This window comes from Rhizobium sp. CB3090 (assembly GCF_029714285.1).
Classification (GTDB): domain Bacteria; phylum Pseudomonadota; class Alphaproteobacteria; order Rhizobiales; family Rhizobiaceae; genus Rhizobium.
This window is the reverse complement of the sequence record NZ_CP121662.1, coordinates 2124028-2136456: the sequence shown is the minus strand read 5'-3', so window position 1 is coordinate 2136456 and position 12429 is coordinate 2124028. Positions and strand designations below refer to the sequence as shown.

At 59.9% G+C, this 12429-nt stretch carries 14 protein-coding genes; 4 read left to right on the top strand and 10 right to left on the bottom strand.

The features are described from left to right. Positions 1-14: 14 nt before the first annotated feature. From QA646_RS10385 to lgt, 6 genes are all read right to left on the bottom strand, one after another. Positions 15-947: a ribose-phosphate pyrophosphokinase gene (locus QA646_RS10385; RefSeq protein WP_283055380.1), complete on the bottom strand. Its 933-nt coding sequence runs from the start codon at positions 945-947 to the stop codon at positions 15-17. A 105-nt stretch (positions 948-1052) separates the two neighbouring features. Further along, complete coding sequence (locus QA646_RS10380; protein ID WP_283055379.1) at positions 1053-1958, bottom strand: hypothetical protein; 906 nt, start codon at positions 1956-1958, stop codon at positions 1053-1055. Positions 1959-2013: 55 nt separating this feature from the next. Then, entirely contained in the window at positions 2014-3165 is a 1152-nt protein-coding gene (locus QA646_RS10375) for a Xaa-Pro peptidase family protein (protein ID WP_283055378.1), read from the bottom strand. Between the two features lies 1 nt (position 3166). Then, positions 3167-3949: a peptidoglycan editing factor PgeF gene (pgeF, locus tag QA646_RS10370; protein ID WP_283055377.1), complete on the bottom strand. Its 783-nt coding sequence runs from the start codon at positions 3947-3949 to the stop codon at positions 3167-3169. A gap of 127 nt (positions 3950-4076) precedes the next feature. Further along, positions 4077-5174 (bottom strand): class I SAM-dependent methyltransferase, encoded by a 1098-nt coding sequence (locus QA646_RS10365; RefSeq protein ID WP_283055376.1) that lies wholly within the window; start codon positions 5172-5174, stop codon positions 4077-4079. 78 nt (positions 5175-5252) lie between these two features. Beyond that, positions 5253-6140, bottom strand: coding sequence for a prolipoprotein diacylglyceryl transferase (gene lgt, locus QA646_RS10360; protein ID WP_283055375.1), 888 nt, complete (start codon positions 6138-6140; stop codon positions 5253-5255). 264 nt (positions 6141-6404) lie between these two features. Between lgt and QA646_RS10355 the strand changes: the two genes are divergently transcribed. The 4 genes from QA646_RS10355 (at position 6405) to QA646_RS10340 (ending at position 8765) form a co-directional block, all read left to right on the top strand. Then, positions 6405-6665 carry an accessory factor UbiK family protein gene (locus QA646_RS10355; protein ID WP_283055374.1) on the top strand — a complete coding sequence of 87 codons (261 nt, stop codon included), beginning with the start codon at positions 6405-6407 and terminating at the stop codon, positions 6663-6665. 390 nt (positions 6666-7055) lie between these two features. After that, positions 7056-7556 (top strand): YbjN domain-containing protein, encoded by a 501-nt coding sequence (locus tag QA646_RS10350; protein ID WP_028751652.1) that lies wholly within the window; start codon positions 7056-7058, stop codon positions 7554-7556. Between the two features lies 1 nt (position 7557). Further along, on the top strand, positions 7558-8397 hold the full coding sequence (gene proC, locus QA646_RS10345) for a pyrroline-5-carboxylate reductase (protein ID WP_283055373.1): 840 nt from the start codon (positions 7558-7560) through the stop codon (positions 8395-8397). A gap of 26 nt (positions 8398-8423) precedes the next feature. Next, complete coding sequence (locus QA646_RS10340) at positions 8424-8765, top strand: tRNA-binding protein (protein WP_283055372.1); 342 nt, start codon at positions 8424-8426, stop codon at positions 8763-8765. Positions 8766-8956: 191 nt separating this feature from the next. On the opposite strand, the gene QA646_RS10335 is transcribed toward QA646_RS10340, so the two are convergent. The 4 genes from QA646_RS10335 to QA646_RS10320 form a co-directional block, all read right to left on the bottom strand. Next, on the bottom strand, positions 8957-9538 hold the full coding sequence (locus QA646_RS10335; protein WP_283055371.1) for a DUF1349 domain-containing protein: 582 nt from the start codon (positions 9536-9538) through the stop codon (positions 8957-8959). A 13-nt stretch (positions 9539-9551) separates the two neighbouring features. After that, the gene (locus QA646_RS10330; RefSeq protein ID WP_283055370.1) at positions 9552-10931 is read right to left on the bottom strand and encodes an ATP-binding protein; all 1380 of its coding nucleotides are present in this window, start codon (positions 10929-10931) and stop codon (positions 9552-9554) included. A 25-nt stretch (positions 10932-10956) separates the two neighbouring features. Then, the gene (locus QA646_RS10325; RefSeq protein ID WP_283055369.1) at positions 10957-11658 is read right to left on the bottom strand and encodes a response regulator; all 702 of its coding nucleotides are present in this window, start codon (positions 11656-11658) and stop codon (positions 10957-10959) included. 88 nt (positions 11659-11746) lie between these two features. After that, positions 11747-12223, bottom strand: a complete 477-nt coding sequence (locus QA646_RS10320; RefSeq protein WP_107108641.1) for a MarR family transcriptional regulator — start codon at positions 12221-12223, stop codon at positions 11747-11749. Positions 12224-12429: the final 206 nt, after the last annotated feature.

Here is a 12429-nt window from a genome sequence, read left to right as displayed (position 1 = left end):
GAGATGGCTGGTTTTCAGTCGAACAGGCTCGAAACCGATTCTTCCTGGCTGGTGCGATTGATGGCTTCGCCGATGAGGCTTGCCGTCGTGATGACGCGGATATTGGGTGCCGATTGCACGGCAGTCGTCGGCTGAATGGAATCTGTAATCACCAATTCCTTCAGCTTCGAATTCACAACACGGGTCACTGCGCCGCCGGAGAGAACGCCATGGGTGATATAGGCGGTGACGCTTGCCGCGCCTTGTGCAAGCAGGGCATCGGCCGCGTTGCATAGCGTGCCGCCGGAATCGACGATATCGTCGATCAGGATGCAATCCTTTCCGGCCACTTCGCCGATGATGTTCATCACTTCGGATTCGCCCGGCCGATCACGGCGCTTGTCCACGATCGCCAACAGACAGTCGAGGCGTTTGGCGAGCGCACGGGCGCGCACCACGCCGCCAACGTCAGGCGAGACGACCATAACATTGCTAATGTCGTAATTGGCCTTGATGTCACGGGTCAGCACCGGAATCGCATAGAGATTATCGGTTGGGATATCGAAGAAGCCCTGGATCTGGCCTGCGTGCAGGTCGAGCGTGAGAACGCGGTCGGCGCCAGCCTCGGTGATCAGATTGGCCACCAGCTTGGCCGAGATCGGCGTGCGCCCGGAGGCGCGGCGATCCTGGCGGGCATAGCCGAAATAGGGGATGACTGCGGTTATGCGCCGCGCCGACGAGCGGCGCATCGCATCGATCATGATCAGCAGTTCCATTAGATGATCGTTGGTCGGAAACGAGGTCGGCTGGACGACGAATACGTCCTCGCCGCGCACGTTTTCCTGGATTTCAACGAAGATTTCCTGGTCCGCGAAACGCCGGACACTGGCCTTTCCCAAGGGAACGTTGAGATAATTGCAGATCGCTTCGGCGAGGTGCCGGTTCGAATTGCCTGCGAAAACCTTCATTGTGGCCCGCCTGTTACCAACCTGATAGCCGCGCTTTTAACCGCCTTGCTCTCGAATGCAAGGGGGAGACGCACGATAGCTTTCATATTTCTGAAAAGCTTGTGGCTATCCACCGCGAGAGTCGCGCCAGGAATTGAAGTCCGACATGGTTTCGGTGGCGATTTTTTGCATGACGGAGGGCGGAACGGCGGCCCATGGATCGCCGCGCTTCAGCGGCGCGCTTTCCGATCCTTGGATTCGGTGCAGGCGAGCACCGCTGTTGTCGAGAACATCCCAGACATAGGTCACGGAAATCTGCGGTCCGTCTTCGAAGGCGGAGAGATAGCCCTTCAGAATGTAACCGGCGCTGGAATCGCTGGAGCTCTTGATCGTCAGGCCGAGGGAACGAGCCTCTGCGCCAAGCTGACGCGACAGCGGTGTCACGGCCTGAACCGGGGCGCCGATGATCGGCAGGAAGCGGACGCTGTTTCTATCCTTCGCTGCAGCAGGGGGAAGGGAGGCTTGCTGTTGTTCCGGTTGCTGCTGTTCTGCTTGCTGCTGATCGTCCTGCTGCTCTTCAGCCGCTTGTTGCCGCCGAGGCTGCGGCTGCGGATCGTCGGAGAGGCGGCGGTCGGCCTCGCGCTGCTCGTCGGCGTCCGATGCTTGCGGATCCTGTGACTGGATGGAAGCGGTCTGCGAGCCGTCGAGCGGGCGGGAGGCATAAGGATTGCGGCCGCCGTTTCTCAGCGCGGCCGCCTGATCGTCGAGCGAGCCACCGCCGCCATAGTTTTGCGGCTGATAACCCTGCTGCTGATAGGCCTGCCGCTGATAGCTGTAGCTGTCTTGCGCGGTCTCATAGTTCTGCTGGCGCGGCGGCGCGGCGGCCATGCGCTCGACGTCGCGTTGGGTGACGGGGCTGGTGGAGCCTGCGTCGCCGATGGCCTCGGGCGGGGTCAGGGCATCCGTCGTGTTGCAGGCGGCGAGCGCGAAGCAGAAGCCAACGGAAACAAACGTTGTCCTGACCAGTCCCATTTGCGCGATCCCTTCCTTAGACGGTCACCCCGTTCAGGATCGCTATCTTACGCTGCTAACGGTTAAGAAATTCGAGCTGGTGACGCGATAAAGCTTTTGGAGCCTGCGACGTCGTCAGATAGGTCTGGCCGAGCGTCATCGCAGTACCGGTGTCGGAATCCATGATGATCATATGCACGAAGAGCGACATGCCTTCTTCGATCTCCTGCGGGTTGCCGACATGGAACATCTGGTGCTCCATCCAGGAAGGCGAGAAGCGGGCGCCGAGCGAGTAGCCGCAGGCGTTCAGCCTGTGGCGGGCAAGGCCGCGCTCGTCCATGATCTTGGCATGCATATCGAAGACGTCGCCGAAGGTGTGGCCGGGCTTCAGCACGGTTTCGATCGCCTGAATGGTCTCGAGGCAGGCATTGTAGAGTTCGCGGTGGCGGTGCGTGGGGTCGCCGATGACGACCGTGCGCATCATGGCGGCGTGGTAGTGCGCATAGGTGCCGGCCCATTCAAGGGTCAACTGGTCGTTGGCATCCAGCTTGCGGCGGCCGGCCTTGTAGCGGCAGAGCAGGGCCTCGGCGCCGGAGCCGATGATGAATTCATTGGCGGGATAATCACCGCCCCCGGAAAAGATCGCGCTCTGCATGGCGGCAAGAATGTCGGCTTCGTCGGCGCCGGGCTTGATCAAGGCAAGCGCTGCATCCAGCGCATCGTCGGCGAGTGCTGCGGCGCGCTCGACATAGGCGATTTCCGTCGAGCTTTTGACGAGACGCAGACGGCTGACAAGGTAGGAGGCGTCGATGATCTGCCCGAAGGTGGATATCTGGTTGTCGAGCAGGCGCGCAACGCGGCCGGTCATGCCGTGGGTGTCGTACTCGACGCCGATGCGGCCGCCGAGGAGATCGAGTTCCACCAGCAATTCCTTGAGATCGAGCGTCGGATCGGCGTTGACGCGATCGACCCAGATACGGATGTCGGAAATGACCGATGTGAGCTGCGCCTGGCGAAGATCGGCCGAGCGGGTGAGCAGCACCATCGTACCGTCAGCCTTCACTACCAGCGTTTGGAAAAAGCAGTAGCCGAAAGTGTCGTAACCGGTCAGCCAGAACATGCTCTCCTGCGCGAAGAGCAGCATGGCATCAAGTTTTTCCTCCTGCATTTTTGCAAGGAGGCGGGCTAGGCGGGCGTCGAATTCGCTGCGCTCGAAATGCAGGGCCATTTTAGAACGTCTCCTCGATGGCAATGGCGGAAATCTGCCGGCCGTAATCCGGCTCCTTCGCATGCGTGGTGCGGCGATAGGAGAAGAAGCGGTCGGGATCGGGATAGGTACAGAGATTGAGGTTTTCAGCGGTCACGCCGGCCTTGCGCAGGCGGTCGATCGTCAGACCCGGCAGGTCGAACATCGCATGACCGGTCCGCTCGGACGGAATGAAGTATTTGGCATAGCTTGGGTCGTAGGTGACGAAACGATCCACGAATTCCGGGCCGACTTCGTAGCTCGCCTGGCTGATCGAGGGGCCGAGGCAGGCGGTGATCGTCTCTGGCTTGGCGCCAAGCGCAACCATGGCTTCGATGGTGTTTTCCAGGACGCCGGTCAGTGCGCCCTTCCAGCCGGCATGGGCGGCACCGATCACCCGGTTTTCTGGATCGGCGAAGAGGATTGGCCCGCAATCGGCGGCAAGCACGCCGAGTACTATCCCCGGCGTTGCCGTCACCATGGCGTCGGCTTGCGGGCGAGTGCCATCATAGTTCGCGTCGACGGCTATCACGTCGGGCGAATGGATCTGGTGCACGGTTGCGAGTCGTTCCAATGGCAGGCCGAACCAGGCGGCGACGCGACGACGATTTTCCTGGACATGCTCCCGATTGTCGTTGGAGCCGATGCCGACATTCAATCCGCGGTAAAGGCCCTCTGAAACGCCGCCGTCACGGGTGAAATAGCCGTGACGGATGCCGGCGCTCTTGGCGGCGCTCAGCAGCGTGCTTTCGATCGGAGTCGGCAATGCTGCGTCCCTTGATATGTTCTTTCGTGCTGGAAATAACGCTTCCGTGGCGAAGCGGTTCGGTTTGAGCGGGATGTTGGCCCAGCCATGCGCGTTCTGTCAATCCGCGGAAGTCAATAGTGATGAATCAGCGGACGGGACGAAAGGGCAAAAGATCGATCGTCGGACTGGAAACGGCCAGCACCTTGAAAAGCTCGCCCATCTTGCCTTCGCCGGCGCCGGCGAGCCGTTCGGCAGCGATACGGATGGTCTCTTGCATTGCGGCATCTTGGTCGCGGCCAAGCGCTGCAGCCCGCTCCAGCAGCCCAAGGCCGATCAGGAAATCGCCTTGATGACAGCATCCGTTGATATGCAGACCGGATGCGACAGCGGTTTCGGCCAGATGCTGGAAATCGACGTGGCTGGTAAGGTCCGCTTCGCCGGGATGCTCCAGCGGCGGATCGTATTCATGCATGCGCACGGCCTGCAGCGTATCGCCGAAGCCTGTTGCCATATGGCCGTAATCTATGACGAGCGCGGTGCCGCCATGGGCGGCGATCCGGTCGCAGATCGTGGTCATGACCGCCTGACGGGCAGGGGCGATCTCGAAGATCGTGCCAAGTGGTGGAAGCGGTCCGTTCGGGAGAAGCGTGGGGTCGAGGCTCGCGATGCCGGCCGTGAAGGTTAGTTCGTCATTGACGTCGAGCCCCACCGTGCGCTCGCGAAAACCGTTTGCGGTGCGGACGAACTGGCGAATGGGAATGGCGTCGAAAAGTTCGTTGGCGGCAAGAAGCGTGAAACCCGCCGGCACTTCATCGAAGTCCGAATGCCAGGAAATCTTATCGCCATGCGCCTCAAGCGTCTGGCGCTGAAAACCCTGCAGCCGCTCGCTGGTTTCGACCAGATGCACCGTCATCGCGTCATAGAGCGGCGGCGCGAGCTTGGTGATGACACGCAGCATGTCCGCCATCATCGTGCCGCGGCCGGGGCCGATTTCGACGAGGCGGATATTGGTTGGCGTGCCGTGGCGCTGCCAGGCATGCACCATGAAGACGCCGATCATCTCGCCGAAAAGCTGGCTGATCTCGGGCGCCGTGACGAAATCGCCGACACGGCCGAAGGGTTCGCGCGTCTTGTAGTAGCCGTGCTGCGGGTCGGCGAGGCAGAGCGAGAAAAAGTCGGTGATGCTGATCGGCCCGTTGGCGCGGATGATAGCCTTGATTTTGTCCCCGAGCGCGGTCGTCATCGTTTGGTCTCGCTAAAGCATGGTCCCGAGAAATATGAATCGGCTTTCGGGCGGATCATGCGACATTAAACCTAGAGTTCAAGCCGTCTGTCTGGCTGCAACGTGGCGGGCGCGGATCACGGCCCATAGGCCGATCGCAACCATCGGCAGGGACAGCACCATGCCCATGGTCAGCCAGTTCGTGCCAAGCAGATAGCCGAGCTGCTCGTCAGGCTGACGGAAGAATTCGACGAAAATGCGCGAGCAGGCATAACCGATGACAAAGACGCCGCTGACGGTGCCGGGCTTCTTCAGCGCCAACAGCCAGCGCGTAAGGATGAAGAGGACGGTGAAGAGCACGATGCCCTCGATCCCGGCTTCATAGAGCTGGCTGGGGTGGCGCGGATCGAGGCCGGCGGGGCAGACGCCCTGATGAGAGGCCAGGATATGCGGGCTGCAGAAAACCATCGCCCAAGGCACGTCGGTGGTCCGGCCCCAAAGTTCGCCATTGATGAAATTGGCGATACGGCCGAAGAAGAGGCCGATCGGGGCAACGGCGGCGACGATGTCGAACAGGCTCCAGGCTGGGATCTTGTTGCGATTGGCGAACAGAATCATGGCGATGGTCGTGCCAATCAATCCACCGTGGAAAGACATGCCGCCATTCCAGACCTCGATGGCGCGAATCGGATTGGCGAGTACCGGATCGAGATCGTAAAACAGGATATAGCCGATGCGTCCGCCGAGCACGATGCCGAAGGCGACCCACAGGATAAAGTCGTCCAGGTGTGCCCGCGTCAACGGTGCTGTGTCGTTCGGCCAGAGCTTGCCATTGTCGACGAGCCGCCTCGCATAGAACCAGCCGAGCAGGATGCCCGCGACATAAGCAAGGCCGTACCAATGGACCGACAGCGGGCCGAGCGAAAAGGCGATCGGATCGATATCCGGGAACGGCAGGATGGCGGCAAGATTGGCTGATGTCAGCAAGATTTTCGCGTCCGTTACGGCATGATTCCCAAAACCCCTGTGCGGTTTTTGGATAAGATCATGCTAAATCCAATGAGCGCGGAACATGGCGTTCGCTAGTGAAACGGTCAAGTCGATTATTCGTGTGTCTTGCGCCCCGAGACCGGTTGTCCCGCTCTATCTCAATTTACTTGCATCGAACCCCGGGAAATCTTACCTCAGAGCTATCTGGCCCCTCATATGATGCCGTCCATTTTCGGGGCCGACGGCCGCAAGGAGATCGCTATGAGCACTGGACCGAACCGTATCTTGGATGACTTCGCTAAGCTGATGACCGATGCCGCCGGTGCTGCCCAGGGCGTGCGCCGCGAGATTGAAACGGCATTCAATGCGCAGGCCGAGCGCTGGCTGAACAGCCTTGATATTGTCAAGCGCGAGGAGTTCGAAGCCGTTCGCGAAATGGCGATCAAGGCGCGCGACGAAAACGAAGCATTGCTTGCCAGAATCGAAGCGCTGGAAGCGCGTCTTTCCTCCGAAAGCAAGTAGTCGCGATTCATTTTGCGAGAAATCGGCGCGGCACGCGTCTGCCGCGCATTTTTCCTCTAAAATTTTCGATAGTTTTTCCACCTGTGGACACAGGCAAAAAAGCCAATCGTCAGAGTCGGTTATGACTCCCTTCTGAATAGACATCGGAAGAGCTGTCCACAGCGCCCTTCGCCAAAATCTCCGATGAGGGGCTGGCACGCCGGGCATGCCGTTATACACTGATTTTAAATGATGATTCGAAACGGACTTGGTAAGCTCCGGGCAGGGTGGATGCGTTAGTCTGGCAGCCGTTCAACATCATCCCGAGGATGTTTCCGGAGTAAAACTGTTTGCGTTCTTTCAGTGTTCGAGCACGGGAAGCTGCATTCGTTCCGGTCAAAAAGGTGCTGCATGAGCCTTATGGAATTGGAAGTCGAACGACAATCGAATCCGGTCGATATGATCGAATTCGTGGCCGCCAATAATGACTGGTCGTTCGAGCGGTCCGGCGAGGATGAAATTGCCATGACCGTCGAAGGTCGATGGACCGATTATCATGTCTCTTTCTCGTGGATGGAGGAGTTCGAGGCACTGCATATTGCCTGCGCCTTCGACATCAAAGTGCCCGATCCGCGTGTCAACGAGGTCATCAAGCTGCTGTCCTGCATCAACGGTCAGGTGCTGATGGGGCATTTCGATCTGTGGCGGCAGGAGGATATCGTGATCTTCCGGCAGTCGCTGCTGCTTTCCGGCGGCGCCGAGCCGACCAACAGGCAGGTGGAAGTGCTGCTGTCCAATGCCCTTGACACCTGTGAAGCTTATTATCAGGCTTTCCAATTTGTAGTATGGTCCGGCCTTGACGCAAATCGCGCCATGGAAGCCGTGCTTTTCGAAACCGTGGGCGAAGCTTGATATGGCAACAGAGGCATCATCGAGCGCTTTTGCATCCTCCGATCCCATCATTCTGATTGGGGCGGGGAATATGGGCGGCGCTCTTTTGACAGGCTGGCTGAAAAGCGGCGTGCCGGGCTCCTCGGTGATCGTCGTTGATCCGCAGCCGTCCGAGACGATGTTGAAGTTGATCGCCGATGCCGGCGCGAAGCATGTCACCGGCGTTCCCGAAGGTGTTATCGCCGGCGTTCTCTTCATTGCCGTCAAACCGCAGGTCATGGAAGCCGTATTGCCGCCGTTCAAGGCGTCGATTGGACCGAATACGGTGGTGGTGTCGATCGCTGCCGGCAAGACACTTGCTTTCCTTGAACAAAGCCTAGGTGAAGCGGCGATGGTGCGCGCCATGCCGAACACGCCGGCCATGGTCGGCCGCGGCGTCACCGGCGCGTTTGCCAACGCCAAGGTCGGCGAGCGCCAGCGGCAGTTGGTGCAAAATCTTCTGAAGGTGTCCGGTCCGGTCGAATGGGTGCCGGCGGAGGCCGATATCGATGCCGTAACGGCCGTTTCCGGTAGCGGGCCGGCCTATGTGTTTTATCTCGTCGAGTGCATGGCGGAGGCGGGCCGGAAGCTCGGCCTGCAGGCGGACCTCGCCATGCGCCTCGCACGGGAAACTGTCGCGGGGGCTGGTGAATTGCTGCATCAGTCCCCCGATGACGCTTCGCGCCTGCGTCAGAATGTGACGTCTCCCGGCGGAACAACTGCCGCAGCCCTTGCCGTTCTGATGGCGGAGGATGGCATGCAGCCTCTGTTTGATGAGGCGCTGGCGGCGGCGCGCAAGCGCGCACAGGAGCTGGCCGGTTAATTTCCTAGCATCATGAGGGTGTGCGTATGGCGGAAGAGATCACCTATGGCGATTTCGAGCGGGTGGACATCCGCGTCGGCACGATAATCGAGGCGGAGCCTTTTCCGGAAGCGCGCAAGCCAGCTTTCAAATTGAAGATCGATTTCGGACCGGAGATCGGCATCAAGCGCTCTTCGGCGCAGATCACCGTGCACTACACGCCGGAATCCCTCATCGGCCGCCAGATTCTCGGCGTGGTCAATTTTCCGCCGCGCCAAATCGGGCCTGTCCGCTCCGAAGTGCTGACACTCGGCTTCGAGGATGAAGCCGGCGCAATCGTGCTTGCGGCGGTGACTCAGCCGGTGCCGAACGGCAAGAAGATGATGTGAAGTGTTACCCTCGCCCCGGCGGTGAGAGGGTCGCGCGTATGCGCGGGTGAGGGGGCGTTACGGGGAAAGCCGCCTTTCGCTTGTGCTCAAGACCCGCGTCGCTTCGCTCCGCGGCCCCCTCATCCGAGCTGTCGCGATTTCGCTTTGCTCAATCGCTCCAGCCCACCTTCTCCCCGCTGGGGCGAAGGGTATTAATGAATATCCCGCGACACGGGGTCGGTTACGCTGAAATCCAGAAATTCCGCCTCGAAACCGTCGCGCTGGGGTGAGCAGAAGACGGGGCCGATGGAGACTTCTTCGAGGGCCGGATCGAACCAGGCGAGCCTAGCCATGCGCCACTCGGTCATCTTGTCGGTGCGGTATTGGATGAAAAGCGCGTCGCCGTTGCGGGTCACCCGCACCGACAGGGCATCGAACTCATGATCGAGCCGGAAGGCGGACCAGTCGGAGTTGCCGTTGGTGATAACGACGCTGAAATGTTTGGCGCCGTCGGTATATTCGATCCCGCACTTCATCCAGTGCGTGGCGTCATGGCGGACCATCAGGCCGGCCTGGTCGTAGAGTTCGTGATAATGCCCGATGAAGGTGATCTCGGCCGTAAAGTCGCCGCGGCGATGCCTGCCGAGGAAATGGCCGTTGTCGCGATGGAAGCCGTAATAGGTTCCCTGCCAGAAATCGGTCTTTTCGCCGGAGCGGACAGTAAGCCGGCCGTTGTTCATTTCCCAGGCCGGCGGCAGATTGAGCCAGTGCATGTCGTTGATGTCGATCGGCATGCAATTTCCTTTCTTAAGCCGGAATGCGGATGGTGGCACGCAGGCCGCCCAGCGGGCTGTCGCCAAGCGTGACGTTGCCGCCGTGGCTGCGGGCGATGTCCCGGGCAATGGCAAGGCCGAGGCCCGTGCCGGAATTGTCGAGATTGCGCGCCTCGTCCAGCCGGAAGAACGGCTTGAACACATCCTCGCGCGCATTGACCGGAATGCCGGGACCGTCATCGTCGAAATTGATCGTCAGCCATTTGGGACTGTGCTTGGCTTCGATACGCAGCGTGTGCGCGTAGCGGCGCGCATTGGAGGCGAGGTTCGTCACCAGTCGCGTAAAGGCATTCGGTCGGACGGAGATTTCATTGTCGCCGTCGATGGAAAAGCTCATGGATTTGCCGTGCAGCGAGAAGTCCTGTTCGACCTTATCGAGGATATCGCTGAGCCGAAGTGTGCCGACATCCTCTTCCGCCTCGCCTCGGGCGAAGGCCATATAGCCCTCCAGCATGCTCTGCATGTCCTCGACATCCTCGTTGAGGCCGACAAGATCGGGATTGTCGCCGATGAGGGCGAGCTGCAGTTTGAAGCGTGTGAGCACGGTGCGCAGGTCGTGGCTGACGCCGGAGAGCATTGCGGTGCGCTGCTCGATCTGCCGTTCGATGCGCTCGCGCATCAGGATGAAGGCGAGGCCGGCACGGCGGATTTCGTCGGCGCCCCGGGGCGAATAATCGTCCCGCCGCTGGCCCTTGCCGAAACTCTCCGCAGCCTGTGCCAGCGCCAGGATCGGCCGAATCTGGCCGCGCAGGAACAGCACGGCAATACCGATCAGTGCCAGTGATGTGCCGACCATCCAAAGAATGAAGATATGCGTGTTGGAGGCGTAGGTCTGGCTGCGCTTTGCAAAGACGCGCAGTACTTTGTCCGGCAGTTTGATGCGGATTTCGACAAGGCTGGAATTGCCGACCGTATCGACCCAGAAGGGGAGATTGATCTGGTCGCGGATTTCGTCGCTCAGGATGCCATCGAGAATCGAGAAGAACGGCTTCTCGCGCGGCGGCGGCAGCTCGCCGCCCGGCTCGATCGAAATGCTGAGGTCGAGCTTTTGCCGGGCCATCTGCGTGATGGTGGAATAGTCGGGATCCTGCGGATAAGTTTGGATGATGTCGATGATGGCGGCGATGTCGCGGGTGGTGGCCATCGACAGGCGTTGCGTCACCATCTGCCAGTGACGCTCCATGAAGACGATGGTTACGACCGCCTGCAGGATGATCATGGGCAGGATGAAGATTAGCAGCGTGCGTGCATAAAGCCCGGTCGGCAGTCGCCGCCGCCACCAGCGCGAAAACCAGCGCATGCCATTGGAGGGCGTGTGCTCCTGATCGCGCCTGATCGAGTCGAATGTCACCATCGCCGCTGATCCCAGGGAATTGATATCAATCTATGCTCAGCCGATAGCCGATGCCGCGCACCGTCTGCAGCCAGACAGGGTTGGCCGGATCGTCCTCGATCTTGCGGCGCAGGCGGTTGATCTGCACGTCTATGGTGCGCTCGCCGACTTCGGCGTCGGTGCCGATCAGCTCGTGGCGGGGAATCGTGTCACCGGCGCGCTTGGCGAAGAGCAGCATGATTTCCTGCTCCCGGTCGGTCAGTCGGATGAGCTCGGAGGCCTTCTTCAGCTCCTTGCGGGTCAGCGAGAAGGTATAGGGGCCGAACATCACCTGTTCGATCTTCGGCGCATCGGCCGGTGCGTTGCGGCGCAGGATATTGTTGATGCGCAGTACGAGTTCGCGCGGGTCGAAAGGCTTCGGCAGATAGTCGTCGGCGCCGGCTTCCAATCCGGCGATACGGGCTTCGGACTCGGCAAGGGCGGTCAGCATGATGATCGGAATGTTCTTGATGGCGCGGAGGCTTGCCGTCAGCGAGATTCCGGATTCGCCGGGCATCATCACGTCCATGATGATCAGGTCGAAATCCAGCCCTTCGAGCTTGCGGCGGGCCTCGGCGCCATCGGCGGCGGCCGTCACCCGGAATCCCTTTTCCATGAGATAGCGGTTGAGAAGGGCGCGGATACGCGTGTCGTCATCCACGACCAGAAGGTGCGCTGCATCGTCCGAAATTGCTGTCTTTGTCGTCATTCAATCCGTCTCGATCTTGTTTATCCGTTCGATTGAGATGGTCTTATCCAAAAACCTGCTTTGCGGCTCTTCGGTTCGAGACCATAGCTCAGTCCTGCATTCCCCTCAGGAACCGTTTGACACTTTCGCGTGTCGCATCGGACGCGCCTTCGAATGCCCGTTCAATACGGCGCGATTGCGGCTCGGCCAGTGCCAATGCCAAATCGCGACCCGCTTGTGTGGGGTAGAGCTTACGCTGCCGACGATCCTCGGGCCCGGTCACCTGATGAATATACCCTGAATCGATCAATTGTTTGAGAACCCGCGCCAAACTCTGTTTCGTGATCTTCAATGTTTCCAACAGGTCCGCAACCGTCATGCCGGGTTCGCGGTTAACGAAATGAACGACGCGGTGATGGGCGCGACCGAACCCGCTCTTGTCCAGAATCTGGTCGGGATCGGACACGAAGTCCCGATAGGCAAAGAAAAGCAGCTCGATGATCTCGAAATCGATGATCCCCGCATTCTCCATCGGCGTCGCCAGCAGCTCCGGTTTTGCTGCTTTTTGGCTCGTCTGTCGTGGCACCTTGGCATTTCCTTTCCTATTTTGGGGCAATCGGGAACTTACGCAAAATATGTCAGCTTCGGTGACGTATTTTTACGCCGCTGCTAGTTTTCGCCGATCTTGCGCCGCCCGGACGGATATGGCCATATTTGGAAACTAAGCCCGGCTGCGCAAAACTCCAACACGTCTCATATTTTCCCCACTTCCATCGTGGATAATGCGGAATG

Excerpts from the sequence above, each read along its gene's own strand:
- QA646_RS10385 (WP_283055380.1), bottom strand. The coding sequence starts at position 947 with ATGAAGGTTTTCGCAGGCAATTCGAACCGGCACCTCGCCGAAGCGATC.
- QA646_RS10380 (WP_283055379.1), bottom strand. The coding sequence starts at position 1,958 with ATGGGACTGGTCAGGACAACGTTTGTTTCCGTTGGCTTCTGCTTCGCG.
- QA646_RS10375 (WP_283055378.1), bottom strand. The coding sequence starts at position 3,165 with ATGGCCCTGCATTTCGAGCGCAGCGAATTCGACGCCCGCCTAGCCCGC.
- QA646_RS10365 (WP_283055376.1), bottom strand. The coding sequence starts at position 5,174 with ATGACGACCGCGCTCGGGGACAAAATCAAGGCTATCATCCGCGCCAAC.
- QA646_RS10355 (WP_283055374.1), top strand. The coding sequence starts at position 6,405 with ATGAGCACTGGACCGAACCGTATCTTGGATGACTTCGCTAAGCTGATG.
- QA646_RS10350 (WP_028751652.1), top strand. The coding sequence starts at position 7,056 with ATGAGCCTTATGGAATTGGAAGTCGAACGACAATCGAATCCGGTCGAT.
- proC (WP_283055373.1), top strand. The coding sequence starts at position 7,558 with ATGGCAACAGAGGCATCATCGAGCGCTTTTGCATCCTCCGATCCCATC.
- QA646_RS10340 (WP_283055372.1), top strand. The coding sequence starts at position 8,424 with ATGGCGGAAGAGATCACCTATGGCGATTTCGAGCGGGTGGACATCCGC.
- QA646_RS10335 (WP_283055371.1), bottom strand. The coding sequence starts at position 9,538 with ATGCCGATCGACATCAACGACATGCACTGGCTCAATCTGCCGCCGGCC.
- QA646_RS10330 (WP_283055370.1), bottom strand. The coding sequence starts at position 10,931 with ATGGTGACATTCGACTCGATCAGGCGCGATCAGGAGCACACGCCCTCC.
- QA646_RS10325 (WP_283055369.1), bottom strand. The coding sequence starts at position 11,658 with ATGACGACAAAGACAGCAATTTCGGACGATGCAGCGCACCTTCTGGTC.